Raw genomic sequence first — 25,006 nt, 5'->3', positions numbered from 1 at the left:
GGTGCCATCAACGATACGTGCACCCACACAGCAGCCGCGGCCCCCTCGGAAGGGAACCGCGGCTGTCGTACTCGGTGAAACCGCTACGCGGCGTCGTCCTCGTGCTGGAGGGCCTCCATGGCACGGCCGGTGACGTCCTCCACCTTGCCGAGCGCCGAGATCGTGACCACCAGGCCCTGGGCCTTGTAGTAGTCGATGATCGGCTCGGTCTGGGTGTGGTAGACCTCCAGGCGCTTGCGGACCGTCTCCTCGGAGTCGTCGTCGCGCTGGTACAGCTCGCCGCCGCAGACGTCACAGACGCCGTCCTGCTTCGGCGCCTTGTACGAGACGTGGAAGACGTGCGCCGAGTCGTTGCGGCAGATGCGGCGGCCGGCGATGCGCTTGACGACCTCCTCCTCGGGTACCTCGAGGTCCAGCACCGCGTCCAGCTTCATGCCCTCGGTCTGGAGCATCTCGTCGAGCGACTCGGCCTGCGAGACGTTGCGCGGGAAGCCGTCGAGCAGGAAGCCGTTCTCGGCGTCGGGCTGCTCCATGCGGTCCTTGGCCATCCCGATGGTGACCTCGTCCGGAACCAGGTTGCCCGCGTCCATGTAGGACTTCGCGAGCTTGCCGAGGTCCGTCTGCTGGCTGATGTTGGCGCGGAACAGGTCGCCCGTGGAGATGTGCGGGATCGACAGGTTCGAGGCGAGGAACGCGGCCTGCGTTCCCTTGCCGGCACCCGGCGGCCCGACGAGGACGATACGCATCAGCGGAGGAACCCTTCGTAATTGCGCTGCTGGAGCTGGCTCTCGATCTGCTTCACCGTCTCGAGACCCACACCCACGATGATCAGGATGCTGGTGCCACCGAACGGGAAGTTCTGGCTTGCCCCGAAGCCGACCAACGCCATCGTTGGCACAAGAGCGATCAGACCCAAGTACAGCGAACCCGGCCAGGTGATCCGGTTGAGTACGTAGGAGAGGTACTCAGCGGTCGGTCGGCCAGCCCGGATGCCCGGGATGAAGCCACCATACTTCTTCATGTTGTCGGCGACTTCCTCGGGGTTGAAGGAGATCGCCACGTAGAAGAACGCGAAGAAAACGATGAGCAAGAAGTACAGCGTGATGTAGATCGGGTGGTCGCCCTTGACGAGGTTGGCCTCGATCCAGGTCTTCCAGCCCGAGTTGCCGCTCGAGAACTGCGCGATCAGAGCCGGGATGTAGAGCAGCGACGACGCGAAGATGACGGGAATCACACCGGCCTGGTTGACCTTCAGCGGGATGTACGTCGACGTACCGCCGTAGGACCGGCGGCCGATCATGCGCTTCGCGTACTGCACCGGGATGCGGCGCTGGGCCTGCTCGACGAAGACCACCAGACCGACCATGACCAGGCCGACCGCGATGACCGTGCCGAACTCGATCCAGCCGTCCGCCAGGGTGCCCTGCTTCTTGATGGCCCACAGCGCGGACGGGAAGGTGGCGGCGATCGAGATGAACATCAGGATCGACATGCCGTTGCCGATGCCGCGGTCGGTGATGAGCTCACCGAGCCACATGACGACGGCCGTACCGGCGGTCATCGTGATGACCATGACGATCGTGGTGAAGATCGCGCGGTCCGGGACGATGCTCGACGCGACGGTGCAGCCGGAGAAGAGGGCGCCGCTGCGGGCGGTGGCCACCAGGCCGGTGCCCTGCAGGATGGCGAGCGCCACCGTGAGGTAACGCGTGTACTGCGTGATCTTCGCCGTACCGGCCTGGCCCTCCTTCTTGAGGGCTTCCAGACGCGGGATGACCACGGTGAGCAGCTGAAGGATGATGCTCGCCGTGATGTACGGCATGATGCCGAGCGCGAAGACCGTGATCTGCAGCAGCGCGCCGCCGCTGAACATGTTGACCAGACCGAAGAGTCCCTGGTTGCCGGACGCCTGGTCCACGCACTCCTGGACCGACTTGTAGTCGACGCCGGGGATCGGGATGTGGGTACCCACGCGGTACACCACGATGATGGCGAGCGTGAAGAGCAGCTTCTTGCGCAGGTCGGGCGTCTTGAACGCCCGGGCGAACGCGGTGAGCACGGTGCCTCCTGCGACCCCCGCGCTACTGCGTCAAGGGTGACGGTCTTGAGGTTCGACGAATATGTGGGAAAGCAGTGCAGGCCACCTTACCCGGGCCGCCGCCTGCCGTGGAACGACCAACCGGGGATACCTCGTTGTGAGGTATCCCCGGTGGGTACTGCTTCAGGTCATCGTGCTCAGACGAGCTCGGTGACCGTGCCGCCGGCGGCGGTGATCTTCTCCTTGGCGGAGCCGGAGACGGCGTCGACCGTCACCTGCAGCGCCACGGAGATCTCGCCCTGGCCGAGGACCTTGACGAGGCTGTTCTTGCGAACGGCACCCTTGGCCACCAGACCCTCGACGGTGACCTCGCCACCCTCGGGGTAGAGCGCGGCCAGCTTGTCGAGGTTCACGACCTGGAACTCGGTCTTGAACGGGTTCTTGAAGCCCTTCAGCTTCGGGAGACGCATGTGGAGGGGCATCTGGCCACCCTCGAAGCGCTCCGGAACCTGGTAACGGGCCTTCGTGCCCTTGGTACCACGACCGGCCGTCTTACCCTTCGACGCCTCACCACGACCCACACGGGTCTTGGCGGTCTTGGCGCCCGGGGCGGGACGGAGGTTGTGGATCTTGAGCGGGTTGTTCTCCGCCATGATCAGTCGACCTCCTCGACCGTCACGAGGTGGCGGACGGTGTGCACCATGCCGCGGAACTCGGGACGATCCTCCTTGACGACCTGCGTGTTGATGCCCTTGAGACCAAGGGAGCGCAGGGTGTCACGGTGGTTCTGCTTGCTGCCGATGTACGACTTCGTCTGCGTGATCTTGAGCTGAGCCATTACGCAGCACCAGCCCCGGCACGCGCACGCAGCAGAGCCGCGGGAGCGACGTCCTCGAGGGGCAGACCGCGGCGGGCCGCGATCTCCTCGGGACGCTGCAGGCCCTTGAGGGCCTCCACGGTCGCGTGCACGATGTTGATCGCGTTCGACGAGCCGAGCGACTTCGACAGCACGTCGTGGATACCGGCGCACTCCAGGACGGCACGCACGGGACCACCGGCGATAACACCGGTACCCGGCGAAGCCGGCTTGAGGAGAACGACGCCGGCAGCCTTCTCACCCGTGATCGGGTGCGGGATGGTGCCCTGGATACGGGGGACCTTGAAGAAGTGCTTCTTGGCCTCCTCAACACCCTTGGCGATGGCGGCCGGCACCTCCTTGGCCTTGCCGTAACCGACACCCACGGTGCCGTCACCGTCGCCCACCACGACCAGCGCGGTGAAGCTGAAGCGACGACCACCCTTCACAACCTTGGCGACACGGTTGATCGCGACGACACGCTCAACGTAAGCGGTCTTCTCGGCGGCGGCTGCGCCACCGTCACGACCCTTACGGTCCCGCCGCTCGCCGCCACCGGCACCGCCACCGCGGCGCTGGGGTCCAGCCATTGGATTACCTCTCTCTTTCCGCTAGCTTCGAGCGGCTCAGAACTTGAGCCCGGCTTCGCGGGCGGCGTCCGCCAGGGCAGCGATGCGCCCGGCGTACTGGTTGCCACCACGGTCGAATACGACGGCCTCGACACCGGCGGCCTTGGCGCGCTCGGCGACCAGGGCACCGACCTGCTTGGCCTGCGCGGACTTGTCGCCCTCGCCACCGCGGACCGTGGTGTCCAGGGTGGACGCCGACGCCAGGGTGTGACCCTTGATGTCGTCGATCACCTGGGCCACGATGTGGCGGTTGGAGCGGGTAACGACCAGACGGGGACGCTCCGCCGTACCGGAGATGTTCTTCCGGATCCGGATGTGACGGCGCTTGATCGCGGCGCGCTTGTAGGCGTCGCCCTTGAGGATCTTCTGTCCGTATGCCATGGCTTACTTACCCGCCTTTCCGACCTTGCGGCGGATGACTTCGCCCTCGTACTTGACGCCCTTGGCCTTGTACGGGTCGGGCTTGCGCAGCTTGCGGATGTTGGCCGCAACCTCGCCGACCTTCTGCTTGTCGATGCCCTCGACCGAGAACCGGGTGGGGGCCTCCACCTTGAAGGTGATGCCCTCGGGGGCCTCGACGGTGATCGGGTGGCTGTAGCCGAGAGCGAACTCGAGGTTCGAACCCTTGGCCGTCACGCGGTAACCGACACCGCTGATCTCGAGCTTCTTCACGTAACCCTGGGTCACGCCGGTGATCATGTTCGCCACCAGCGTGCGGGACAGGCCGTGCAGGGCCTTGTTCTGACGCTCGTCGTTGGGGCGGGTGACGTTGAGAACGCCGTCCTCACCCTTGGCGATGTCGATCGGCGCAGCGACGGTGTGGGTCAGTTCGCCCTTGGGGCCCTTGACCGAGACCGTACGGCCGTCGATGGTGACGTCCACGCCGGCGGGAACCGTGATGGGGAGCTTGCCAATACGCGACATAGCTGTTTCCTCCGTTCCCTTCCGCTACCAGACGTAGGCGAGGACTTCCCCACCCACGCCCTTCTTGCCGGCCTGCTTGTCGGTGAGGAGCCCGTGCGACGTGGAGATGATCGCCACGCCCAGGCCGCCGAGCACCTTCGGCAGGTTGGTGGACTTCGCGTAAACCCGGAGACCGGGCTTGGAGATCCGCTTGATGCCCGCGATGGAGCGCTCACGGTTCGGGCCGAACTTCAGCTCGAGGACGAGGTTCTTGCCGACCTCGGCGTCCTCGACCTTCCAGCCCGTGATGAAGCCCTCCTGCTGGAGGATCTCCGCGATGTGAGACTTGATCTTGGACGCCGGCATCGTCACGGAGTCGTGGTACGCCGAGTTCGCGTTCCGCAGACGCGTAAGCATGTCTGCGATCGGATCAGTCATGGTCATGAATTGGCCTTCGGCCTCTCTCGCCGGGGTTTCCAGGTGCCCATCCCTCTCCTCGATCCGAGACGAGGCGGGTGCGGTGCGGTGGACCTACGGCGTAGTAAGTCGTATGGGCGTCCAGGCGCCCAACCCTCCTAGCCTAAGCCATGGAGGGGTGGGCACCTGACACCACCCTTTACTTACCGAGAGCTTCGGGTATCCCCAAGTAGGGGATTACCAGGAGCTCTTGGTCACGCCCGGCAGCTCGCCACGGTGAGCCATCTCACGAAGGCATACGCGGCACAGGCCGAACTTGCGGTACACGGAGTGCGGACGGCCGCAGCGCTGGCAGCGCGTGTAGCCACGTACGCCGAACTTGGGCTTGCGAGCAGCCTTGGCAATCAGAGCCTTCTTCGCCATCTCGCTCACGCCTCCTTGAAGGGGAAGCCGAGGTGACGAAGGAGCGCGCGGCCCTCAGCGTCGTTGGTCGCCGTGGTGACCACGGTGATGTCCATGCCCCGGGTGCGGTCGATCTTGTCCTGGTCGATCTCGTGGAACATGACCTGCTCGGTGAGACCGAAGGTGTAGTTGCCACGGCCGTCGAACTGCTTGGGGGACAGACCACGGAAGTCGCGGATGCGCGGCAGCGCGAGCGACAGGGTGCGGTCCAGGAACTCCCACATGCGGTCGCCACGAAGCGTGACGTGGGCACCGATCGGCTGGCCCTCACGCAGCTTGAACTGCGCGATGGACTTGCGGGCCTTGGTGACGGCCGGCTTCTGACCGGTGATCGTGGTGAGGTCGCGGATGGCGCCCTCGATCAGCTTGGAGTCGCGGGCGGCGTCGCCCACACCCATGTTGACCACGATCTTGACGAGGCCGGGGATCTGCATGACGTTCTCGTACTTGAACTCGTCACGCAGCTTGCCCGCGATCTCCTCGCGGTACTTCGTCTTGAGACGCGGAGTGGTGGTGGTAGCCATCAGATGTCCTCACCCGTCCGCTTGGCAACGCGGATCTTGTTGCCCTCGTCGTCGAAGCGGTAACCGACACGCGTGACGACCTTGTTGCCGTCCTTCTCAACGACCAGCTGGACGTTGGAGACGTGGATCGGCGCCTCGGTCGTGACGATGCCACCGGCCTGCGAACCGCGAGCGGTCGGGCCGGCCTTGGTGTGCTTCTTGACCCGGTTGACACCCTCGACCAGGACGCGGTCCTCGCGGGGGAAGGCCGCGATGACCTTGCCCTGCTTGCCCTTGTCCTTACCGGTGATGACCTGGACCAGGTCGCCCTTCTTGATCTTCATGCTTACAGCACCTCCGGCGCGAGCGAGATGATCTTCATGAACTTCTTCTCGCGCAGCTCACGGCCGACGGGGCCGAAGATACGGGTGCCGCGAGGGTCGCCGTCGTTCTTCAGAATGACGGCGGCGTTCTCGTCGAAGCGGATGTACGAGCCGTCCGGACGGCGGCGCTCCTTGACGGTGCGAACGATGACCGCCTTGACGACGTCACCCTTCTTCACGTTGCCACCGGGGATCGCGTCCTTGACGGTGGCGACGATGACGTCACCGATGCCCGCGTAGCGGCGACCGGAGCCACCGAGCACACGGATGCAAAGGATCTCCTTCGCACCAGTGTTGTCGGCGACACGCAGTCGCGACTCCTGCTGGATCACGTCTATCTCCTGTTTGTCTGCCGGTTCCCGGCGAGCTCCGTAAGTGACTTACGGAGCTCGCCGAGCCTGGCGGAACTGACCTGCGGGGTTGGCCGCAGGAATTACTTGGCCTTCTCGAGGATCTCGACGACGCGCCAGCGCTTGGTCGCCGACAGCGGGCGGGTCTCCGCGAGGAGGACCCGGTCGCCGACGCCGGCAGCGTTCTGCTCGTCGTGCGCCTTGAGCTTGTTGGTACGGCGGATGACCTTGCCGTACAGCGCGTGCTTGACGCGGTCCTCGACGGCGACGACGACGGTCTTGTCCATCTTGTCGCTGACGACGAGACCCTCACGGGTCTTGCGGAAGCCGCGGGCCTCTGCAGTCTGCTCAGTCACGTTGCTCTCACTCATCAGGCGCTCTCCACCGTCTCGATGCCCAGCTCGCGCTCACGCATCAGGGTGTAGATCCGCGCGATGTCCTTACGGACGGCCTTGAGCCGACCGTGGTTCTCGAGCTGACCCGTCGCCGCCTGGAAGCGGAGGTTGAACAGCTCTTCCTTGGCTTCGCGGAGCTTGTTGAGAAGCTCCTCGTCACCCAGTTCGCGCAGCTCGGACGCCTTGGTACCGGCCGACATCACGCTTCACCTGCCTCGCGCTTGACGATCCGGCACTTCATCGGCAGCTTGTGGGCTGCGCGAGTCAGGGCCTCACGGGCGATCTTCTCGTTGGGGTAGGACAGCTCGAACATGACCCGGCCCGGGTGCACGTTCGCGATCCACCACTCCGGCGAACCCTTACCGGAACCCATGCGGGTCTCGGCAGGCTTCTTCGTGAGCGGGCGGTCCGGGTAGATGTTGATCCAGACCTTGCCGCCACGCTTGATGTGGCGGGTCATCGCGATACGGGCCGCCTCGATCTGGCGGTTGGTCACGTACGCCGGCGTGAGGGCCTGAATGCCGTACTCGCCGAACGCGACCGTCGTACCGCCCTTGGCCTGACCGCGGCGCTTCGGGTGGTGCTGCTTGCGGTGCTTGACCCTACGGGGGATCAGCATGTCGGTCAGGCCTCCGTTCCGGTGCTCTCAGCCGGAGCGGCGGCGGCGGGAGCCTCGGCCTTGGGGGCCTCGGCGCCGGCAGCCTGCTGCGGCTTGCGACCGCGCCGCTCGCCGCCGCCACCACGGCCACCACGGGCCGGGCGGTCGGCGCCGCCACCGCGAGCCGGGCGGTTACCCGCACGGGCGGCAGCGTTCTCGGCGCGAACCTCGGCGATGTTCTTGACGTCGCCCTTGTAGATCCAGACCTTCACACCGATGCGGCCGAAGGTCGTCTTGGCCTCGAAGAAGCCGTAGTCCACGTTCGCGCGGAGCGTGTGCAGGGGCACGCGGCCCTCGCGGTAGAACTCCGAGCGGGACATCTCGGCGCCACCGAGGCGGCCACCGCACTGGATCTTGATGCCCTTGGCGCCGGCCTTCATCGCCGACTGCATGCTCTTACGCATGGCGCGACGGAAGGAGACGCGGGAGGAGAGCTGCTCGGCGACGGCCTGGGCAACCAGCTGAGCGTCGGTCTCGGGGTTCTTGACCTCGAGGATGTTCAGCTGGACCTGCTTGCCCGTGAGCTTCTCGAGGTCACCGCGGATGCGGTCGGCCTCGGCGCCACGGCGGCCGATGACGATGCCCGGACGAGCGGTGTGGATGTCCACACGCACACGGTCACGGGTGCGCTCGATCTCCACCTTCGAGATGCCGGCGCGCTCCATGCCGGACGTCATCATCCGACGGATGGCGACGTCTTCCTTGACGTAGTCCTTGTACAGCTTGTCGGCGTACCACCGGGACTTGAAGTCCGTGGTGACACCGAGCCGGAACCCATGCGGGTTAACCTTCTGGCCCATTACCGGGTTCCTTCCTTGCTGCTGACGACCACGGTGATGTGGCTGGTCCGCTTGCGGATCCGGTAGGCACGGCCCTGGGCGCGCGGCCGGAACCGCTTCAGGGTCGGGCCCTCGTCGACGTACGCCTCGGAGATGAAGAGGCTGTCGGCGTCGGTGTGGTCGTAGTTGTGCGCGGCGTTGGCGATGGCGCTGTCCAGCACCTTGCCGACGGGCACTGAGGCGGCCTGCGGAGCGAATCGCAGGACCGCCTGAGCCTCCGTGGCGTCCATGCCACGGATAAGGTCCACCACGCGGCGGGCCTTCATGGGCGTAACGCGGATGTACCGCGCCTGGGCCCTGGCTTCCATGGTTGTCCCTCTCAGTTACTTACGTGTCTGAATGCGATCCGCGTTTAGCGGCGCTTCGACTTCCGGTCGTCCTTGACGTGACCCCGGAAGGTGCGCGTCGGCGAGAACTCGCCGAGCTTGTGGCCGACCATCGACTCGGTGACGAACACCGGGATGTGGGTCTTGCCGTTGTGCACCGCGAGCGTGTGGCCGAGCATGGCCGGCACGATCATGGAGCGACGGGACCAGGTCTTGATGACGTTCTTGGTGCCGGCTTCGTTCTGGGCGTCCACCTTCTTGATCAGGTGGTCGTCGACGAAGGGCCCCTTCTTGAGACTGCGCGGCATCTAAACCCGCTCCTAGCGCTTCTTGTTCGTCTTGCGGCGGCGGACGATGTACTTGTTCGAAGCCTTCTTCGGCGAACGAGTACGACCCTCCTTCTGACCCCAGGGGCTGACCGGGTGGCGACCACCGGAGGTCTTGCCCTCACCACCACCGTGGGGGTGGTCAACCGGGTTCATCGCCACACCGCGAACGGTCGGGCGGACGCCCAGCCAGCGCTTGCGGCCGGCCTTGCCCCAGTTGATGTTGCTCTGCTCGGCGTTGCCGACCTCGCCGACCGTGGCGCGGCAGCGCTGGTCGACCAGGCGGATCTCACCGGACGGCATACGAAGGTGGGCCATCGTGCCCTCCTTCGCCAGCAGCTGCACGGAGGCACCGGCGGAGCGGGCGAACTTGGCGCCGCCACCGGGACGGATCTCGATCGCGTGGATCGTGGTACCGACCGGGATGTTGCGGAGCGCCAGGTTGTTGCCCGGCTTGATGTCGGCCCCGGGACCGTTCTCGACGCGGTCACCCTGCTGCAGGTTGCGCGGGGCGAGGATGTAGCGCTTCTCGCCGTCCGCGTAGTGCAGCAGCGCGATGCGCGCGGTGCGGTTGGGGTCGTACTCGATGTGCGCGACCTTCGCCGGCACGCCGTCCTTGTCATGGCGACGGAAGTCGATGACACGGTAGGCGCGCTTGTGTCCGCCACCCTGGTGGCGAACGGTCACACGACCGGCGTTGTTACGGCCGCCCTTGCTGTGCAGCGGGCGGACCAGCGACTTCTCCGGCGTGGACCGCGTGACCTCGACGAAGTCGGCGACGCTGGAGCCGCGACGGCCCGGCGTAGTCGGCTTGTACTTGCGGATTCCCATTTCTCAGTCCTCGTCCGATATCGGACGATCCGACCCGCTTACGCGGTCGGACCGCCGAAGATGTCGATACGGTCGCCCTCGGCAAGGGTCACGATCGCGCGCTTGCTGTCGGCACGCTTGCCGAAGCCGGTGCGGGTCCGCTTGCGCTTGCCCTGGCGGTTGATCGTGTTCACCCCGGTGACCTTGACCGAGAAGACCGCCTGGACGGCCTGCTTGATCTGGGTCTTGTTGGCGCCGGGGGCCACGATGAACGTGTACTTGCCCTCGTCGAGAAGCGCGTAGCTCTTCTCGGACACGACCGGCTTCAGCAGGACGTCACGGGGGTCCGTGAAGGCCTTGCTCGCCGGCGTGACGACGGTGTTCTTGCCCTCGGCGGCGTGGCGGCGCGCCTTGGCGACGCGCGCGGCCTTGGCGGCCTTCGCAGCCTTGGAGGCGATGCTCGGGTGACGCGTAGCCATCAGGCCTCGCTCCCTTCGGTGTCGTTGGCCTTCGGGCCGGACACGAAGGACTCGAAGGCGGCCTGGGTGAAGACCACGTCGTCCGAGACGAGAACGTCGTACGTGTTCAGCTGGCCCGGCTCCAGGATGTGGACCTGGGGCAGGTTGCGGGCGGACAGCCACGCGGCCTCGTCGGCGCGGTCGACGACCAGGAGCAGGTTCTTGCGCTCCGAGATCTTGCCGAACAGCGACTTGGCGGCCTTCGTGGAGGGGGTCGCGCCCTCGACCACGCCGGAGACGACGTGGATGCGGTTGTGGCGGGCCCGGTCGGTGAGGGCGTGGCGCAGGGCCGCGGCCTTCATCTTCTTCGGGGTCCGCTGCGAGTAGTCACGCGGCACGGGGCCGTGGACGACGCCACCGCCGGCGAACTGCGGCGCACGGGTCGAACCCTGACGGGCGCGGCCGGTGCCCTTCTGGCGGTACGGCTTCTTGCCGCCACCACGGACCTCGCCACGCGTCTTGACCTTGTGCGTGCCCTGACGGGCGGCGGCCAGCTGCGCGACGACGACCTGGTGGATCAGCGGGATGCTGACCTTCTCGACGTCGAAGATCTCGGCCGGGAGCTCGACGGTCCCGGCGGTGTCGCCGGAGGGCGACAGAATGTCAATGGTGCTCATAGTCCTCAGGCCCCCTTGGCCGCGGTGCGGACCAGGACGAGGCCGCCGTTCGGACCAGGAACCGCGCCCTTGATGAGCAGCAGGCCCTTCTCCGCGTCAACGGCGTGAACGGTCAGGTTCTGGGTGGTGACCCGCTCGTTGCCCATGCGACCCGCCATGCGGAGGCCCTTGAACACGCGGCCCGGGGTGGCGCAGCCACCGATGGAACCGGGAGAGCGGTGCTTGCGCTGGGTGCCGTGACCGGCGCCGAGGCCCTTGAAGTTGTGACGCTTCATGACACCGGCGAAGCCCTTGCCCTTGCTCTTGCCGGTCACGTCGACCTTGATGCCGGCCTCGAACACCTCGGCGGTGATCTCCTGGCCGAGGGTGTACTCGCTGGCGTCAGCGGTACGGATCTCGACGAGGTGGCGGCGGGGAGTGACGTCGGCCTTGGCGAAGTGGCCCTTGAGGGGCTTGTTCACCTTGCGCGGGTCGATCTCGCCGAACGCGATCTGGACGGACTCGTAGCCGTCGACGTCGTTCGTACGGACCTGGGTCACGACATTGGGGCCGGCCTTGACGACGGTGACCGGAACAACACGGTTGTTCTCGTCCCACACCTGCGTCATGCCGAGCTTCTCGCCCAGGATGCCCTTGATCTGCTTAGCCATCGTTCAGATCACCGGCCTCAGAGCTTGATCTCGATGTCGACACCGGCCGGGAGGTCGAGTCGCATCAGAGAGTCAACGGTCTTGGGGGTCGGGTCGAGGATGTCGATCAGGCGCTTGTGCGTGCGCATCTCGAAGTGCTCGCGCGAGTCCTTGTACTTGTGCGGCGACTTGATGACGCAGTACACGTTCTTCTCAGTGGGCAGCGGCACCGGGCCCGCGACCGACGCACCAGTGCGCGTCACCGTCTCGACGATCTTCTTCGCCGAGGAGTCGATGACCTCGTGGTCGTAGGCCTTGAGCCGGATGCGGATCTTCTGTCCCGCCATGGCTACTCAGTAGTCCTGTCTCTCTACAGCTCTGGAACCCGGTGTTCCGTTCACTTCTTCCGACCCACGCGGTCGGGCGTGTCGCACTTCCACTGACACAGATGTCCCTTGTTCGAACATCCCTGCTGGGAATGAACACGGCCCTTCCGGAACCGCAGGCCGGGGGCAGAAGCCCACCGGGTGCCTGGCCGGTGCCGCACTGACACTTCCCGAAAGATTCCCGTACGTCCGCCCCAGCGCTGCCTTACGGCAGTTGGAACGACGAGTACTGTGGGACTCGCTTCCGGTCCTCCCGGCGGGAGGCGCGCAGCATCAACACTCGACCGAGCAACCCCGCTAGTCTGCCATACGGGGCAGGGGCCTGGCCAATCGAGCCGGAGACAATACCCCGAGAGTGACGCAGGTCAAACACATGGCCGCACCGGACCGTGGCGGCCAGCCCCTCGTCAGCGCACGTCCACGTGATCCCCACCACTTGACGCGCCGCCCGTCGTCGGCTCCGGTGAGGCGTTCCCGGTGACACTCTTTCGTGGTGCGGGAAAGAAGCGGGCAGACTATCCCATGACCTGAACATGACCGTCACTTGAGCTACGGCCAGTCGACCAGCACCGTGAACACGACGTACACGCACGCCACCATCAGCGGCGCGGCGAGGGCGAGCCCCACCCGGCGGGCCGAGTTGCGGCGCTCCCACGGCAGGGCCCATCCGGCGGCCAGCAGGAACAGGGCGATGCCCAGGCCTCCGAGCAGCACCGGGAAGGCGGTGTCGAAGCTCGACTCGAAGCGGTCGGCCTCGGGGCCCGCGCAGGAGTCGCAGGCCATCACGGAGAGGCCGCCCAGGACGTAGGCCAGCAGACCCGCGGGCAGGGTGAGGAGCGTCGAGAGCAGCGGGGCGACCCAGGCACCGGTCGCGCGGTCGTCGTCGAGTGTGAGGTCCGGCATGGGTCCATCACAGCGCGCGGGCATCCGCGGCCGCATGGGCGTTCGTACTCAGAAAGCACGCTCAGACAGCACGGTCGCCGTACGGACGTCAGCCGCTCGCGTTCCGCAGCCGCGCGAACGACGTGTCCAGGCCCCGTTTCAGCAGCCGTGCCGCCGGCCGCTCCACGAACCGGTGCACCAGCCAGCTCAGCAGCATGAACGCGGCGATGACGGACACCACCAGCAGGCGGGCGTCCATCGTGTCGCGCAGGCGGTTGATGACCGCCGTGCCGGCCGCGTAGTGCGTCAGGTAGAGGGGGTACGTCAGCGCGCCCGCCGTCACCAGCCACTTCCAGCGGACGCGGTCCGTCGCGCCGAGGGCGATGGCGACCATGGCCAGCAGGAAGACCGTGAAGATCAGGACACTCCCCCGCCACCCCGACACGTGCTCGACCTCGTCGATCCGGAGGCCCAGCTCGCGCTGGCCCATCAGCCAGGCCATCGCGAGGATGCCCCACAGCAGCAGGTCCTGGCCGAAGCGGTGCATCAGGTAGAGGGAGAGTCCCGCGATGAAGTACCAGGCGCCCTCCGGGTTGGCGACCAGTTCCAGCAGCGGGAGCTTGGAGATCGGGGCGAGCATGGCCGCGGCGCCCCACACGCAGCAGAAGACGACGACCTTGCGGTAGGTCAGGCCGCTCCACACGACCACCAGGAAGAGGAGGTAGAAGCGGAGCTCCGACCACAGGGTCCAGTAGACGCCGTCGACGTTCATGACGCCCGAACCCGACTGGAGCATCGTGAAGTTGAGGAGGACGTCGCGGGTGCGCAGGCGGTCCCACACGCCCGGCAGGGCCACCAGGACGACCGTGGTGAAGACGACGGCGAACCAGTACGCCGGGTACAACCGGATCACCCGTGAGGTGAAGAACTGCCGGGGGGTACGGCCCCAGCAGGACATGCAGATCACGAAGCCGCTGATCACGAAGAAGATCTCGACGCCGATCCAGCCGTAGGAGGCGAACCGGAACACCGTCGGCATGATGTCGGAGACCGGGCGGTCCCAGACGCGGTTGCCGGGCTGGTCGACGCGGTTCGTGCCGGCGTAGTGGTGCACGGCGACCATCAGGGCGGCCAGGAGCCGGATGCCGTCGATGGCGTACAGCCGACGGCCGGCGCGGTCCCGTACGGCGGACCGCCGGGCGGCGTGCGCGGGCTGTCCCGGCGGGACGGGAGCGGCGAGCGGCGGCAGCGGCTGCTGGAGGCCGCCGACGACCCGTCGCGGTATCGACCTTCTGCTCTCCGCGTCCTGCATCGACACCTGCGGGTCCGTCCGTCCTCGCGAGGGGAGTCCCGGGCCGGGAGTGGCCACCGGACGCCTCAGGCTACGACCCTCACAACCACCCCACAGCGACCGGACAGGAACATTTCCCCCACCGGCGCCGGGGAGTTGCCACAACGCTCGCCGCACCGCTTCGAAGAGTTCCCCGGGGCTTCACTTGACGTCTTGCCTCGGCGCCACGTCCGCCCCGATGATCACGGCCATGAGTGACACCGTCTACTCGGTCATCCCGACCGACCCCCACTGGCTGCCCGACCGCGATGCCGGCGACCGCGCCACGGCGCTCGTGACCCGCCTCGCCCCCGAGGACGACGGCGGGTTCGATACCGAGATCGAGACCGACTGGTACGACACGGTCACCGCCGTCGACTGCGGCGAGAACCTGACACGGATCAGCTGCCCGGCCTGCGGGGCGCCGATCGACCCCGAGTGGTACCGGGATCTGATCGAGGCCCACGGCGACGACGGCTTCGCCACCCTCGCCGTCACGGTCCCCTGCTGCGGGGCGGCCACCTCGCTGGACGCCCTGGAGTACGACTGGCCCTGCGGGTTCGCCCGGTTCGAGATCGCCGTGTGGAATCCGGCCCGGGAGCCTTTCGACGAGCGGGAGTTGGCCGCCGTCGGTGAGGTCCTCGGGCATCCCGTCCGGCAGATCCGCGCCCGTATCTGAGGCCGACAGGCGAAGCCCACATCCGAGGCCGGACGGGCGAAAGGGCCCGTACGACCGAAGTCGTACGGGCCCCTTCAGAGACCTACGGGTCTCGGAGACCTGTCAGGTCAAGATCAGGCGGTGATCTTGGTGACCTGGCCGGCGCCGACCGTCCGGCCACCCTCACGGATGGCGAACTTCAGGCCCTCTTCCATGGCGACGGGCTGGATGAGCTCCACCTTCATCTCGGTGTTGTCACCCGGCATGACCATCTCGGTGCCCTCGGGGAGGGTCACGACGCCGGTCACGTCCGTCGTACGGAAGTAGAACTGCGGACGGTAGTTGTTGAAGAACGGCGTGTGGCGGCCACCCTCGTCCTTGGAGAGGATGTAGGCCTGGGCCTCGAACTGGGTGTGCGGCGTGACCGAACCCGGCTTGATGATGACCTGGCCGCGCTCGACGTCCTCGCGCTTGATGCCACGGAGGAGCAGACCGACGTTCTCACCGGCCTGGCCCTCGTCGAGCAGCTTGCGGAACATCTCGATGCCGGTGACCGTGGTGGTGGTCTTCTCGGTCTTGATGCCGATGATGTCGACGGTCTCGTTGACCTTGAGGACACCACGCTCGATACGACCGGTGACGACGGTGCCACGACCGGTGATCGTGAAGACGTCCTCGATCGGCATCAGGAACGGCTTGTCGACGTCACGCTCGGGCTGCGGGATCGCCTCGTCGACGGCGGCCATCAGGTCCAGGACCGACTGGCCCCACTCCTTGTCGCCCTCGAGCGCCTTGAGCGCCGAGACCTTGACGACGGGAACGTCGTCGCCCGGGAACTCGTACTCGGAGAGGAGCTCACGCACCTCGAGCTCGACGAGCTCCAGGATCTCCTCGTCGTCCACCATGTCGGCCTTGTTCAGGGCGACGACGATGTAGGGAACGCCGACCTGGCGGGCCAGGAGCACGTGCTCCTTGGTCTGCGGCATCGGGCCGTCGGTGGCGGCGACCACGAGGATGGCGCCGTCCATCTGCGCCGCACCCGTGATCATGTTCTTGATGTAGTCCGCGTGACCGGGGCAGTCGACGTGGGCGTAGTGACGCGTCTCGGTCTGGTACTCGACGTGCGCGATCGAGATGGTGATACCGCGCTGGCGCTCCTCGGGAGCCTTGTCGATCTGGTCGAACGCCGAGGCCTCGTTCAGGTCGGGGTACGCGTCGTGCAGCACCTTGGTAATGGCGGCCGTGAGGGTCGTCTTACCGTGGTCGATGTGACCGATGGTGCCGATGTTGACGTGGGGCTTAGTCCGCTCGAACTTCGCCTTCGCCACGGGGTCCTCCTGTGGAGTGGTTCTGAACGCCTTGCTTCATCGGCGCCAGGTGATCTTTGCTGGAAAGCCTCGGCCCGGGGGCACTCCCCCACGAATGCGGGTGAATGCCCCTCCGGGCTCCGGAGTCAAGCCTAAAGCGTGCGAACGCGGTGCGTTACTCGCCCTTGGCCTTCGCGATGATCTCCTCGGCGACGTTCCGCGGAACCTCGGCGTAGGAGTCGAACTGCATCGAGTAGCTTGCGCGACCCGACGTCTTGCTGCGGAGGTCTCCGACGTAGCCGAACATCTCCGAGAGGGGCACGAGGCCCTTCACGACGCGGGCACCGGCCCGCTCCTCCATGGCCTGGATCTGACCACGGCGGGAGTTGATGTCGCCGATGACCTCACCCATGTAGTCCTCGGGCGTGGTGACCTCGACGGCCATCATCGGCTCGAGCAGCACGGGGGACGCCTTGCGCGCGGCCTCCTTGAAGGCCTGCGATCCGGCGATCTTGAACGCGAGCTCGGAGGAGTCGACCTCGTGGTAGGCGCCGTCGAGAAGCGTGACGCGAACGCCCGTCATCTCGTACCCGGCGAGGATGCCGAACTGCATGGCCTCCTGCGCACCGGCGTCCACCGAAGGGATGTACTCCTTCGGGATACGGCCACCGGTCACCTTGTTCACGAACTCGTACGAGGCGTCGCCGCCCTCGATCGGCTCGATCGCGATCTGCACCTTGGCGAACTGGCCGGTACCACCAGTCTGCTTCTTGTGCGTGTAGTCGACGCGCTCGACGGCCTTGCGGATCGTCTCACGGTAGGCGACCTGCGGCTTGCCGACGTTGGCCTCGACCTTGAACTCACGGCGCATACGGTCGACCAGCACCTCGAGGTGCAGCTCGCCCATACCACCGATGATGGTCTGGCCGGTCTCCTCGTCCGAGTGGACCTGGAAGGAGGGGTCCTCCTCCGCGAGACGCTGGATGGCGACACCCAGCTTCTCCTGGTCACCCTTGGACTTGGGCTCGATGGCGACCTGGATGACCGGCGCCGGGAAGTCCATGGACTCCAGGATCACCGGCTGCTTGTCGTCGGACAGCGTCTCACCGGTGGTGGTCTGCTTCAGGCCCATGACGGCGACGATGTCGCCGGCGCCCACCGACTCGATCTCCTCACGCTTGTTCGCGTGCATGCGGTAGATCTTGCCGATGCGCTCCTTCTTGCCCTTGACGGAGTTCAGCACCGCGGTGCCGGACTCCAGGCGACCGGAGTAAATCCGGACGAAGGTGAGCTTGCCGAGGTGCGGGTCGCTCATGATCTTGAACGCCAGCGCGGACAGCGGCTCGTCGTCGGACGGCTTGCGCTTGACGACGACCTCGGGGTCCTTGACGTCGTGGCCCTCGATGGCCTCGACGTCGAGCGGGGTCGGCAGGTAGCGCACGACCGCGTCGAGCAGGGGCTGGACGCCCTTGTTCTTGAACGCGGTGCCACAGAACACCGGGGTGACCGTGGTGTCCTTCGACTTGCCGGACGCGATGGTGATGCGACGGATCGCGGCGTACAGCTGCTCCACGGAAGGCTCCTCGCCCTCCAGGTACAGCTCCATGATCTCTTCGTCGTTCTCCGCGACGGCCTCGATGAGCTTGCCGCGGTACTCCTCGGCAGCCTCGGTGTGCGTGGCCGGGATGTCGACGGTGTCGTACATCTCGCCCTTGGCGGCCTCGGCGGACCACACGAGCGCCTTCATGGTGACGAGGTCGACGACACCCTTGAAGTCGGCCTCGGCGCCGATCGGCAGCTGCATGACGAGCGGCTGGGCGCCCAGACGGTCCGAGATCATGTCCACGCAGCGGTGGAACTCGGCGCCGGTACGGTCCAGCTTGTTGACGAAGCAGATGCGGGGCACGCCGTAACGGTCGGCCTGACGCCACACCGTCTCGGACTGCGGCTCCACGCCGGCGACGCCGTCGAACACCGTCACGGCACCGTCGAGGACGCGGAGCGAACGCTCCACCTCGACGGTGAAGTCGACGTGACCCGGGGTGTCGATGATGTTGATGGTGTGGTCGACGCCCTCAAGCGGCCAGTGACAGGTGGTGGCAGCAGAGGTGATCGTGATGCCACGCTCCTGCTCCTGCTCCATCCAGTCCATGGTGGCGGCGCCGTCGTGGACCTCACCGATCTTGTACGAAACGCCGGTGTAGAACAGGATCCGCTCGGTGGTGGTCGTCTTGCCCGCGTCGATGTGGGCCATGATCCCAATGTTGCGGACCCTGGCCAGGTCAAGCGAAGTGGTAGCCATAAGGCTTCAGTCTTCTCTCGGTCTCGATGGGGTCTGCGACTACCAGCGGTAGTGCGCGAAGGCCTTGTTGGACTCGGCCATCTTGTGCGTGTCCTCGCGCTTCTTGACGGCCGCACCGAGGCCGTTCGAGGCGTCGAGAAGCTCGTTGAGCAGACGCTCGGTCATGGTCTTCTCGCGACGGGCGCGGGAGTAACCGACCAGCCAGCGCAGCGCCAGCGTGTTGGCGCGGCCGGGCTTGACCTCGACCGGCACCTGGTAGGTGGCGCCACCGACACGGCGGGACTTGACCTCAAGCGTGGGCTTGATGTTCTCCAGCGCGCGCTTCAGCGTGATGACCGGGTCGTTGCTGGTCTTCTCGCGCAGGCCCTCCATGGCGCCGTACACGATGCGCTCGGCGGTGGAGCGCTTGCCGTTCAGCAGCACCTTGTTGATCAGGGAGGTGACAAGAGGAGAACCGTAGACCGGGTCGATGATGACCGGGCGCTTCGGGGCGGGGCCCTTACGAGGCATTCTTACTTCTCCTTCTTGGCGCCGTAGCGGCTGCGGGCCTGCTTGCGGTTCTTGACACCCTGGGTGTCGAGGGAACCGCGGATGATCTTGTAGCGAACACCGGGCAGGTCCTTCACACGGCCGCCGCGCACGAGCACGATGGAGTGCTCCTGCAGGTTGTGTCCCTCACCCGGAATGTAAGCAGTGACCTCGATCCCGCTGGTCAGACGCACACGCGCGACCTTACGCAGGGCCGAGTTCGGCTTCTTCGGGGTGGTCGTGAACACACGCGTGCAGACGCCACGGCGCTGAGGAGAACCCTCGAGTGCGGGCGTCTTGTTCTTCTCGACCTTGTCCTGCCGGCCCTTGCGGACCAGCTGCTGGATCGTAGGCACTACTTCTCCGGTTTCTGTGTGCCGAATGGTGAAGCTAACCTGGAACGTCGCCGACCCACGCGGTCGGGTGTGTCGAATCCGGCGGACTCCCGCCGCAAGGCGAAAAGGGCGCAGATTACGGTGGCCGCTCAAGGCTCCCCTAGTGCGGTTCAAGGCACGCACGGAAGCCAGGGCACACCCCAGGCACAAGGTCTGAGCGTACCCAGCTCATTCGCTGCGGTCAAAACAGATGGACGACGGCACCCTCGCGGAGCGGTCGATGTCAAGCCCCTACGCCGTGGACGATCTTCGATTTCACACGGCGCACACGCTCAAGAGGCCCCTGGGCGCGGCCTCTTGCGGCGCTCACCCCGAGGCGAGCCCCACCGCGACCAGCAGCGTCACCAGGACCGACCAGGCAGCGATGGACAGCCAGCCGAACACCAGCCCGGTCAGCGCCAACCCATCGCCGCTCTCTCCGGTCCGCTCCATCTCCGCCCGCGCCGCGTGCCCGAGGATCACCGCCGGAATCCCGGTGAACCCGAAGGTCGGCACGCACAGCAGCCCGCACACCGCGGCTCCGACCGCCTTCCCGTTCGCCCGCGGCCGCGGGGCGGGCAGGAACGTCCGCGGTACGGCCGTGACGGGCGCCGGCTGCGGCACAGGGCCGAGCGGCAGGTCGGACACGAGCAGCGCCAGCTCCCCGACCGTACGCGCGCCGTACGCCCGCTCCACGCGCTTGTCGAACTCGCCCTTCTCCAGCCGCCCCTCCCCGTACCCGGCCCGCAGCACGTCCACGGCGCGCTCACGGTCGGCGTGGGAGGCGAGCATGGCGGAGCCCACGGGCTGCGGGGCGGCGTACCCGGGCCACGGGCGGGCGACGGGCGCGTGCGCGCCGGACCAGGGCCCCGCTGCCGGGCCGTCCCTGCCCGGCCCTGACGACGACTCGTCATTGCCCTGCCACGGCTGCCACGACGGTTGCGACACAGGAGCACCCCCTGGGCGGTCGAATGCCTCCATGATGCTCCAACGCTGCGATACCGGGACAGGTTCCCGCATCCCCAACCGGAGCCGCCCGGGCGGATCGGCCCCGAGGTGGGTTCGGCACATCAGGTCTCACGGGCCGCGCGCAGATGCCGCCGGATCAGCCGGATGTCCTCCTGATCCTTCTCGCGGCCGAGCCTTTCCTTGCAGGCCAGCACCTCGGACAGCGGACTGAACGGGATGCCCTGGATCCACTCGGCGCCGTCGATCATCGCGTCCGGCTCACGCGTCCCGGGCACCCAGCGGTCGAAGACCTCGATGTCCCCCTGAAAGAGGGACACCACGCGGCCGCAGCCCGAGGACGCGACCACCGGGTCCGCGAGCCCTGCGGCGATCTCCCAGGCGGCCCCCCTGGCGACCAGGTCCAGATCGCCGATCGTGTCCCGGAGACCGTGCGCGAGGAGCGGGCCGCTCCCGGCCGTCACGTAGTCCGTGGGCGGCAGGTCCAGGGACAACAACTTGCGCATCAGGGGGTGTTCGCTCAGCTCCAAGAGGTCTCCCAGAGAACACGAGGTGAAGGAGCCCAAGCCTGCGATACCGGCGAGCGGTGAGCAACACCTTTCGCCTGCCAGGCAGTTCGCGGACGATCCCGTCGGATCACCACGTGCGAGCACGCCGAAGGGCGGCCACCCAAAGGTGACCGCCCTCCAACTCAAGCAACCCGCTTACTGGTTGTACGGACCGTAGTCGTAGTCCTCCAGCGGAACGGCCTGGCCGGAGCCCGTGCCGAACGGCGAGTAGTCGATGTCGTCGTAGCCGACGGCCGAGTACATCGCGGCCTTGGCCTCCTCGGTCGGCTCGACCCGGATGTTGCGGTAGCGGGACAGGCCCGTACCGGCCGGGATGAGCTTACCGATGATGACGTTCTCCTTGAGGCCGATGAGCGAGTCGGACTTGGCGTTGATCGCCGCGTCCGTGAGGACTCGCGTCGTCTCCTGGAAGGACGCCGCCGACAGCCAGGACTCCGTGGCCAGCGAGGCCTTGGTGATACCCATGAGCTGCGGACGACCGGAGGCCGGGTGACCGCCCTCCTGGACCACACGACGGTTCTCGGTCTCGAACTTCGAGCGCTCGACCAGCTCGCCGGGCAGCAGCTCGGCGTCGCCGGACTCGATGATCGTCACGCGGCGCAGCATCTGCCGGATGATGATCTCGATGTGCTTGTCGTGGATCGACACACCCTGCGAGTTGTAGACCTTCTGGACCTCGCCGACCAGGTGGACCTGGACGGCACGCTGGCCCAGGATGCGCAGCACGTCGTGCGGGTTGGTGGCACCCACGGTGAGCTTCTGGCCCACCTCGACGTGCTCGCCCTCGCTGACCAGGAGTCGGGCGCGCTTCGAGATCGGGAACGCCGTCTCGTCGCTGCCGTCGTCCGGCGTGATGACGATCTTCTTGGTCTTCTCGGTCTCCTCGATCCGCACGCGGCCCTGGGCCTCGGAGATCGGGGCGACACCCTTCGGGGTACGGGCCTCGAAGAGCTCGACGACACGCGGCAGACCCTGGGTGATGTCGTCACCGGCCACACCACCGGTGTGGAAGGTACGCATCGTCAGCTGGGTACCGGGTTCACCGATGGACTGGGCGGCGATGATGCCGACCGCCTCACCGATGTCGACCAGCTTGCCGGTGGCCAGCGAGCGGCCGTAGCACATGGCGCAGGTGCCGACGGCGGACTCGCAGGTCAGGACCGAGCGGGTCTTGACCGTCTCGACACCGTGCCTGACCAGCTCGTCGATGAGCACGTCACCGAGGTCGGTACCGGCCGGGGCCAGCACCTTGCCGTCGACGACGATGTCCTCGGCGAGGCAGCGCGCGTACACGGAGGTCTCGACGTCGTCCGCCTTGCGCAGGACGCCGTCGGCGCCGCGCTCGGCGATCGCGAGCTTGAGGCCGCGGTCGGTGCCGCAGTCCTCCTCGCGGATGATGACGTCCTGCGAGACGTCCACCAGACGACGGGTCAGGTAACCCGAGTCGGCGGTACGCAGGGCGGTGTCAGCGAGACCCTTACGGGCACCGTGCGTGGAGATGAAGTACTCCAGCACGGACAGGCCCTCACGGAAGGACGCCTTGATCGGACGCGGGATCGTCTCGTTCTTGGCGTTCGACACCAGACCACGCATACCGGCGATCTGCCGCATCTGCATCATGTTTCCTCGGGCACCCGAGTCAACCATCATGAAGATGGGGTTCGTCTTGGGGAAGTTCTCGTTCATCGCCTCGGCGACCTCGTTGGTCGCCTTGGTCCAGATCGCGATGAGCTCCTGAGTGCGCTCTTCCTTGGTGATCAGACCGCGCTCGTACTGCTTCTGGACCTTCTCGTCCTGCGCCTCGTAGCCCTTGACGATCTCCTTCTTCGCCTCGGGAACGACGACGTCGGAGATGGCCACGGTGACACCGGAACGGGTCGCCCAGTAGAAGCCGGCCGCCTTCAGGTTGTCGAGCGTCGCCGCCACGATGACCTTGGGGTAGCGCTCGGCCAGGTCGTTGACGATCTCGGAGAGCTGCTTCTTGCCCACCGAGTAGTCGACGAACGGGTAGTCCTCGGGCAGCAGCTCGTTGAAGAGCGCGCGGCCCAGGGTGGTGCGCAGGCGGAAGGTGTCCCCCTGCTGCCACTCCGGCTCGCCCTCCTCCTGCGCCGGCGGCGTCCAGCCACGCGGCGGGATGGTGCCCACCGGGAAGCGGATGTCGATCGGCGACTGGAGCGCCAGCTCGCCGGCGTCGAACGCCATGATCGCCTCGGCCGTGGAGCCGAACGCGCGGCCCTCGCCCTTGGTGTCACGCAGTTCGCCGTCGGTGGTGAGGAAGAACAGACCGAGAACCATGTCCTGGGTCGGCATCGTCACCGGACGGCCGTCGGCGGGCTTGAGGATGTTGTTCGAGGACAGCATCAGGATGCGCGCCTCGGCCTGCGCCTCCGCGGACAGCGGCAGGTGTACGGCCATCTGGTCACCGTCGAAGTCCGCGTTGAACGCGGTGCAGACGAGCGGGTGGATCTGGATGGCCTTGCCCTCGACCAGCTGCGGCTCGAAGGCCTGGATGCCGAGGCGGTGCAGGGTGGGAGCACGGTTCAGGAGAACCGGGTGCTCGGCGATGACCTCTTCGAGGACGTCGTACACGACCGTGCGGCCGCGCTCCACCATGCGCTTGGCGCTCTTGATGTTCTGCGCGTGGTTCAGGTCGACCAGGCGCTTCATCACGAACGGCTTGAAGAGCTCCAGCGCCATCGCCTTCGGCAGACCGCACTGGTGCAGCTTGAGCTGCGGACCGACGACGATCACGGAACGCGCGGAGTAGTCCACACGCTTGCCGAGCAGGTTCTGACGGAATCGACCCTGCTTGCCCTTCAGCATGTCGCTGAGGGACTTCAGCGGGCGGTTACCGGGACCGGTGACCGGACGGCCGCGACGACCGTTGTCGAAGAGGGCGTCAACAGCCTCCTGAAGCATGCGCTTCTCGTTGTTGACGATGATCTCGGGAGCGCCGAGGTCGAGGAGCCTCTTGAGACGGTTGTTGCGGTTGATCACACGGCGGTACAGGTCGTTCAGATCGGAGGTCGCGAAGCGGCCACCGTCCAGCTGCACCATCGGGCGAAGGTCCGGCGGGATGACCGGGACGCAGTCGAGAACCATGCCCTTGGGGCTGTTGGAGGTCTGCAGGAAGGCAGACACGACCTTCAGCCGCTTCAGCGCACGGGTCTTCTTCTGGCCCTTGCCGGTACGGATGATCTCGCGGAGGCGCTCGGCCTCCTCGTCGAGGTCGAAGGACTCCAGGCGCTTCTGCAGCGCCGCGGCACCCATCGAACCGTCGAAGTACGTGCCGAAGCGGTCACGCAGCTCGCGGTAGAGCAGCTCGTCACCTTCGAGGTCCTGGACCTTGAGGTTCTTGAAGCGGGTCCACACCTCGTCGAGACGGTCGATCTCGCGCTGCGCACGGTCGCGCAGCTGCTTCATCTCACGCTCGGCACCCTCGCGCACCTTGCGGCGCACGTCGGCCTTGGCACCCTCGGCCTCCAGCTCGGCCAGGTCGCTTTCCAGCTTCTTGGCGCGGGCCTCGAGGTCGGCGTCGCGACGGTTCTCGACCTGCTGACGCTCCACGGAGACGTGCGCCTCCAGGGAGGGCAGGTCACGCGTGCGGCGCTCCTCGTCGACGTACGTGATCATGTACGCCGCGAAGTAGATGACCTTCTCGAGGTCCTTGGGAGCCAGGTCGAGCAGGTAGCCCAGACGCGACGGGACGCCCTTGAAGTACCAGATGTGCGTGACGGGGGCGGCCAGTTCGATGTGGCCCATCCGCTCACGCCGCACCTTGGCGCGAGTGACCTCGACGCCGCAGCGCTCGCAGATGATGCCCTTGAACCGGACACGCTTGTACTTGCCGCAGTAGCACTCCCAGTCCCGGGTCGGACCGAAGATCTTCTCGCAGAAGAGTCCGTCCTTTTCGGGCTTGAGGGTGCGGTAGTTGATGGTCTCGGGCTTCTTGACCTCGCCGTGGCTCCACTGACGGATGTCGTCAGCGGTGGCCAGACCGATCCGGAGCTCATCGAAGAAGTTGACGTCGAGCACTATGCGTCAA

The 25,006-nt window shown here is 66.6% G+C and carries 33 protein-coding genes; 1 reads left to right on the top strand and 32 read right to left on the bottom strand.

Annotated elements, in window-relative coordinates; all coding sequences use genetic code 11:
• Positions 1-83: 83 nt before the first annotated feature.
• From ABZ098_RS07070 to ABZ098_RS06950, 25 genes are all read right to left on the bottom strand, one after another.
• A complete protein-coding gene (locus tag ABZ098_RS07070; protein WP_356588052.1) occupies positions 84-746 on the bottom strand; it encodes an adenylate kinase in 663 nt (220 codons plus the stop codon).
• Positions 746-2,059 carry a preprotein translocase subunit SecY gene (gene secY / locus ABZ098_RS07065; protein WP_356588050.1) on the bottom strand — a complete coding sequence of 438 codons (1,314 nt, stop codon included), beginning with the start codon at positions 2,057-2,059 and terminating at the stop codon, positions 746-748. The genes ABZ098_RS07070 and secY overlap by 1 nt, the downstream gene beginning before the upstream one ends.
• Positions 2,060-2,235: 176 nt before the next feature.
• Positions 2,236-2,691: a 50S ribosomal protein L15 gene (gene rplO / locus ABZ098_RS07060; protein WP_003974249.1), complete on the bottom strand. Its 456-nt coding sequence runs from the start codon at positions 2,689-2,691 to the stop codon at positions 2,236-2,238.
• Between the two features lie 2 nt (positions 2,692-2,693).
• A complete protein-coding gene (rpmD, locus tag ABZ098_RS07055; RefSeq protein WP_005481207.1) occupies positions 2,694-2,876 on the bottom strand; it encodes a 50S ribosomal protein L30 in 183 nt (60 codons plus the stop codon).
• Positions 2,876-3,484, bottom strand: coding sequence for a 30S ribosomal protein S5 (gene rpsE, locus ABZ098_RS07050; protein WP_030671799.1), 609 nt, complete (start codon positions 3,482-3,484; stop codon positions 2,876-2,878). The genes rpmD and rpsE overlap by 1 nt, the downstream gene beginning before the upstream one ends.
• Positions 3,485-3,520: 36 nt before the next feature.
• Positions 3,521-3,904 carry a 50S ribosomal protein L18 gene (gene rplR, locus ABZ098_RS07045; protein WP_007384077.1) on the bottom strand — a complete coding sequence of 128 codons (384 nt, stop codon included), beginning with the start codon at positions 3,902-3,904 and terminating at the stop codon, positions 3,521-3,523.
• A gap of 3 nt (positions 3,905-3,907) precedes the next feature.
• Positions 3,908-4,447 (bottom strand): 50S ribosomal protein L6, encoded by a 540-nt coding sequence (rplF, locus tag ABZ098_RS07040; RefSeq protein WP_053846786.1) that lies wholly within the window; start codon positions 4,445-4,447, stop codon positions 3,908-3,910.
• Between the two features lie 24 nt (positions 4,448-4,471).
• Positions 4,472-4,870 (bottom strand): 30S ribosomal protein S8, encoded by a 399-nt coding sequence (gene rpsH / locus ABZ098_RS07035; RefSeq protein ID WP_007384075.1) that lies wholly within the window; start codon positions 4,868-4,870, stop codon positions 4,472-4,474.
• A 210-nt stretch (positions 4,871-5,080) separates the two neighbouring features.
• Positions 5,081-5,266: a type Z 30S ribosomal protein S14 gene (locus ABZ098_RS07030; protein ID WP_003948630.1), complete on the bottom strand. Its 186-nt coding sequence runs from the start codon at positions 5,264-5,266 to the stop codon at positions 5,081-5,083.
• Positions 5,267-5,271: 5 nt separating this feature from the next.
• Entirely contained in the window at positions 5,272-5,829 is a 558-nt protein-coding gene (gene rplE / locus ABZ098_RS07025) for a 50S ribosomal protein L5 (protein WP_020135807.1), read from the bottom strand.
• The gene (gene rplX, locus ABZ098_RS07020; RefSeq protein WP_003992365.1) at positions 5,829-6,152 is read right to left on the bottom strand and encodes a 50S ribosomal protein L24; all 324 of its coding nucleotides are present in this window, start codon (positions 6,150-6,152) and stop codon (positions 5,829-5,831) included. The genes rplE and rplX overlap by 1 nt, the downstream gene beginning before the upstream one ends.
• A gap of 2 nt (positions 6,153-6,154) precedes the next feature.
• Positions 6,155-6,523 carry a 50S ribosomal protein L14 gene (rplN, locus tag ABZ098_RS07015; protein WP_003998823.1) on the bottom strand — a complete coding sequence of 123 codons (369 nt, stop codon included), beginning with the start codon at positions 6,521-6,523 and terminating at the stop codon, positions 6,155-6,157.
• A gap of 101 nt (positions 6,524-6,624) precedes the next feature.
• On the bottom strand, positions 6,625-6,912 hold the full coding sequence (gene rpsQ, locus ABZ098_RS07010) for a 30S ribosomal protein S17 (RefSeq protein ID WP_007384073.1): 288 nt from the start codon (positions 6,910-6,912) through the stop codon (positions 6,625-6,627).
• Positions 6,912-7,136, bottom strand: a complete 225-nt coding sequence (rpmC, locus tag ABZ098_RS07005; RefSeq protein ID WP_005481220.1) for a 50S ribosomal protein L29 — start codon at positions 7,134-7,136, stop codon at positions 6,912-6,914. Before rpmC ends, rpsQ begins: the two co-directional genes overlap by 1 nt.
• Positions 7,136-7,555 (bottom strand): 50S ribosomal protein L16, encoded by a 420-nt coding sequence (gene rplP / locus ABZ098_RS07000; protein ID WP_004927269.1) that lies wholly within the window; start codon positions 7,553-7,555, stop codon positions 7,136-7,138. The genes rpmC and rplP overlap by 1 nt, the downstream gene beginning before the upstream one ends.
• 5 nt (positions 7,556-7,560) lie before the next feature.
• A complete protein-coding gene (gene rpsC / locus ABZ098_RS06995) occupies positions 7,561-8,394 on the bottom strand; it encodes a 30S ribosomal protein S3 (protein ID WP_356588045.1) in 834 nt (277 codons plus the stop codon).
• Positions 8,394-8,741, bottom strand: a complete 348-nt coding sequence (gene rplV / locus ABZ098_RS06990) for a 50S ribosomal protein L22 (RefSeq protein ID WP_003974262.1) — start codon at positions 8,739-8,741, stop codon at positions 8,394-8,396. The genes rpsC and rplV overlap by 1 nt, the downstream gene beginning before the upstream one ends.
• Before the next feature lie 44 nt (positions 8,742-8,785).
• A complete protein-coding gene (gene rpsS / locus ABZ098_RS06985; RefSeq protein WP_003992359.1) occupies positions 8,786-9,067 on the bottom strand; it encodes a 30S ribosomal protein S19 in 282 nt (93 codons plus the stop codon).
• Positions 9,068-9,079: 12 nt separating this feature from the next.
• The gene (gene rplB / locus ABZ098_RS06980; RefSeq protein ID WP_030039757.1) at positions 9,080-9,916 is read right to left on the bottom strand and encodes a 50S ribosomal protein L2; all 837 of its coding nucleotides are present in this window, start codon (positions 9,914-9,916) and stop codon (positions 9,080-9,082) included.
• A 38-nt stretch (positions 9,917-9,954) separates the two neighbouring features.
• A complete protein-coding gene (rplW, locus tag ABZ098_RS06975; RefSeq protein WP_053846787.1) occupies positions 9,955-10,374 on the bottom strand; it encodes a 50S ribosomal protein L23 in 420 nt (139 codons plus the stop codon).
• Complete coding sequence (rplD, locus tag ABZ098_RS06970; RefSeq protein WP_356588042.1) at positions 10,374-11,030, bottom strand: 50S ribosomal protein L4; 657 nt, start codon at positions 11,028-11,030, stop codon at positions 10,374-10,376. The genes rplW and rplD overlap by 1 nt, the downstream gene beginning before the upstream one ends.
• 5 nt (positions 11,031-11,035) lie before the next feature.
• A complete protein-coding gene (gene rplC, locus ABZ098_RS06965) occupies positions 11,036-11,680 on the bottom strand; it encodes a 50S ribosomal protein L3 (RefSeq protein ID WP_020135811.1) in 645 nt (214 codons plus the stop codon).
• Between the two features lie 17 nt (positions 11,681-11,697).
• Positions 11,698-12,006, bottom strand: a complete 309-nt coding sequence (gene rpsJ, locus ABZ098_RS06960; RefSeq protein WP_003948644.1) for a 30S ribosomal protein S10 — start codon at positions 12,004-12,006, stop codon at positions 11,698-11,700.
• A gap of 588 nt (positions 12,007-12,594) precedes the next feature.
• On the bottom strand, positions 12,595-12,948 hold the full coding sequence (locus ABZ098_RS06955; protein WP_356588040.1) for a hypothetical protein: 354 nt from the start codon (positions 12,946-12,948) through the stop codon (positions 12,595-12,597).
• A gap of 88 nt (positions 12,949-13,036) precedes the next feature.
• On the bottom strand, positions 13,037-14,245 hold the full coding sequence (locus ABZ098_RS06950) for an acyltransferase (RefSeq protein WP_356588038.1): 1,209 nt from the start codon (positions 14,243-14,245) through the stop codon (positions 13,037-13,039).
• A 223-nt stretch (positions 14,246-14,468) separates the two neighbouring features.
• On the opposite strand from ABZ098_RS06950, the gene ABZ098_RS06945 reads away from it, so the two are divergent.
• A complete protein-coding gene (locus ABZ098_RS06945) occupies positions 14,469-14,936 on the top strand; it encodes a zinc ribbon domain-containing protein (RefSeq protein ID WP_356588036.1) in 468 nt (155 codons plus the stop codon).
• 113 nt (positions 14,937-15,049) lie between these two features.
• Here ABZ098_RS06945 and tuf read toward each other — a convergent pair whose 3' ends face one another.
• The 7 genes from tuf to ABZ098_RS06910 form a co-directional block, all read right to left on the bottom strand.
• Positions 15,050-16,243, bottom strand: a complete 1,194-nt coding sequence (tuf, locus tag ABZ098_RS06940; RefSeq protein WP_007384061.1) for an elongation factor Tu — start codon at positions 16,241-16,243, stop codon at positions 15,050-15,052.
• A 154-nt stretch (positions 16,244-16,397) separates the two neighbouring features.
• Positions 16,398-18,524, bottom strand: coding sequence for an elongation factor G (fusA, locus tag ABZ098_RS06935; protein ID WP_356588033.1), 2,127 nt, complete (start codon positions 18,522-18,524; stop codon positions 16,398-16,400).
• A 39-nt stretch (positions 18,525-18,563) separates the two neighbouring features.
• Positions 18,564-19,034 carry a 30S ribosomal protein S7 gene (rpsG, locus tag ABZ098_RS06930; RefSeq protein WP_007384059.1) on the bottom strand — a complete coding sequence of 157 codons (471 nt, stop codon included), beginning with the start codon at positions 19,032-19,034 and terminating at the stop codon, positions 18,564-18,566.
• 2 nt (positions 19,035-19,036) lie between these two features.
• Positions 19,037-19,408: a 30S ribosomal protein S12 gene (rpsL, locus tag ABZ098_RS06925; protein ID WP_003948652.1), complete on the bottom strand. Its 372-nt coding sequence runs from the start codon at positions 19,406-19,408 to the stop codon at positions 19,037-19,039.
• Between the two features lie 345 nt (positions 19,409-19,753).
• Positions 19,754-20,218: a DUF1707 and DUF4190 domain-containing protein gene (locus tag ABZ098_RS06920; protein WP_356589329.1), complete on the bottom strand. Its 465-nt coding sequence runs from the start codon at positions 20,216-20,218 to the stop codon at positions 19,754-19,756.
• Between the two features lie 278 nt (positions 20,219-20,496).
• Positions 20,497-20,922 carry a hypothetical protein gene (locus ABZ098_RS06915; protein WP_356588031.1) on the bottom strand — a complete coding sequence of 142 codons (426 nt, stop codon included), beginning with the start codon at positions 20,920-20,922 and terminating at the stop codon, positions 20,497-20,499.
• Positions 20,923-21,096: 174 nt separating this feature from the next.
• Complete coding sequence (locus ABZ098_RS06910) at positions 21,097-24,996, bottom strand: DNA-directed RNA polymerase subunit beta' (RefSeq protein WP_356588029.1); 3,900 nt, start codon at positions 24,994-24,996, stop codon at positions 21,097-21,099.
• Positions 24,997-25,006: the final 10 nt, after the last annotated feature.

It is taken from the genome of Streptomyces sp. NPDC006335, from assembly GCF_040612795.1.
Lineage (GTDB): Bacteria > Actinomycetota > Actinomycetes > Streptomycetales > Streptomycetaceae > Streptomyces.
Note: the sequence above shows the minus strand (reverse complement) of the source record. Positions and strands in the feature narration are given on the sequence as shown.

Bases quoted from the DNA above. Each gene is read 5' to 3' on its own strand.
- rpsS (WP_003992359.1), bottom strand. From the start codon at position 9,067: ATGCCGCGCAGTCTCAAGAAGGGGCCCTTCGTCGACGACCACCTGATC.
- rplR (WP_007384077.1), bottom strand. From the start codon at position 3,904: ATGGCATACGGACAGAAGATCCTCAAGGGCGACGCCTACAAGCGCGCC.
- rpsJ (WP_003948644.1), bottom strand. From the start codon at position 12,006: ATGGCGGGACAGAAGATCCGCATCCGGCTCAAGGCCTACGACCACGAG.
- rpsQ (WP_007384073.1), bottom strand. From the start codon at position 6,912: ATGAGTGAGAGCAACGTGACTGAGCAGACTGCAGAGGCCCGCGGCTTC.
- rpmC (WP_005481220.1), bottom strand. From the start codon at position 7,136: ATGTCGGCCGGTACCAAGGCGTCCGAGCTGCGCGAACTGGGTGACGAG.
- ABZ098_RS06945 (WP_356588036.1), top strand. From the start codon at position 14,469: ATGAGTGACACCGTCTACTCGGTCATCCCGACCGACCCCCACTGGCTG.
- rplB (WP_030039757.1), bottom strand. From the start codon at position 9,916: ATGGGAATCCGCAAGTACAAGCCGACTACGCCGGGCCGTCGCGGCTCC.
- rpsH (WP_007384075.1), bottom strand. From the start codon at position 4,870: ATGACCATGACTGATCCGATCGCAGACATGCTTACGCGTCTGCGGAAC.
- rplW (WP_053846787.1), bottom strand. From the start codon at position 10,374: ATGGCTACGCGTCACCCGAGCATCGCCTCCAAGGCTGCGAAGGCCGCC.
- rpsC (WP_356588045.1), bottom strand. From the start codon at position 8,394: ATGGGCCAGAAGGTTAACCCGCATGGGTTCCGGCTCGGTGTCACCACG.
- ABZ098_RS07070 (WP_356588052.1), bottom strand. From the start codon at position 746: ATGCGTATCGTCCTCGTCGGGCCGCCGGGTGCCGGCAAGGGAACGCAG.
- ABZ098_RS06955 (WP_356588040.1), bottom strand. From the start codon at position 12,948: ATGCCGGACCTCACACTCGACGACGACCGCGCGACCGGTGCCTGGGTC.
- rplV (WP_003974262.1), bottom strand. From the start codon at position 8,741: ATGGAAGCCAGGGCCCAGGCGCGGTACATCCGCGTTACGCCCATGAAG.
- ABZ098_RS06920 (WP_356589329.1), bottom strand. From the start codon at position 20,218: ATGCTCGCCTCCCACGCCGACCGTGAGCGCGCCGTGGACGTGCTGCGG.
- rplP (WP_004927269.1), bottom strand. From the start codon at position 7,555: ATGCTGATCCCCCGTAGGGTCAAGCACCGCAAGCAGCACCACCCGAAG.
- rpsE (WP_030671799.1), bottom strand. From the start codon at position 3,484: ATGGCTGGACCCCAGCGCCGCGGTGGCGGTGCCGGTGGCGGCGAGCGG.
- rpmD (WP_005481207.1), bottom strand. From the start codon at position 2,876: ATGGCTCAGCTCAAGATCACGCAGACGAAGTCGTACATCGGCAGCAAG.
- rplO (WP_003974249.1), bottom strand. From the start codon at position 2,691: ATGGCGGAGAACAACCCGCTCAAGATCCACAACCTCCGTCCCGCCCCG.
- rpsG (WP_007384059.1), bottom strand. From the start codon at position 19,034: ATGCCTCGTAAGGGCCCCGCCCCGAAGCGCCCGGTCATCATCGACCCG.
- rplX (WP_003992365.1), bottom strand. From the start codon at position 6,152: ATGAAGATCAAGAAGGGCGACCTGGTCCAGGTCATCACCGGTAAGGAC.
- ABZ098_RS07030 (WP_003948630.1), bottom strand. From the start codon at position 5,266: ATGGCGAAGAAGGCTCTGATTGCCAAGGCTGCTCGCAAGCCCAAGTTC.
- fusA (WP_356588033.1), bottom strand. From the start codon at position 18,524: ATGGCTACCACTTCGCTTGACCTGGCCAGGGTCCGCAACATTGGGATC.
- rplF (WP_053846786.1), bottom strand. From the start codon at position 4,447: ATGTCGCGTATTGGCAAGCTCCCCATCACGGTTCCCGCCGGCGTGGAC.
- rplC (WP_020135811.1), bottom strand. From the start codon at position 11,680: ATGGCTAAGCAGATCAAGGGCATCCTGGGCGAGAAGCTCGGCATGACG.
- rplD (WP_356588042.1), bottom strand. From the start codon at position 11,030: ATGAGCACCATTGACATTCTGTCGCCCTCCGGCGACACCGCCGGGACC.
- rplE (WP_020135807.1), bottom strand. From the start codon at position 5,829: ATGGCTACCACCACCACTCCGCGTCTCAAGACGAAGTACCGCGAGGAG.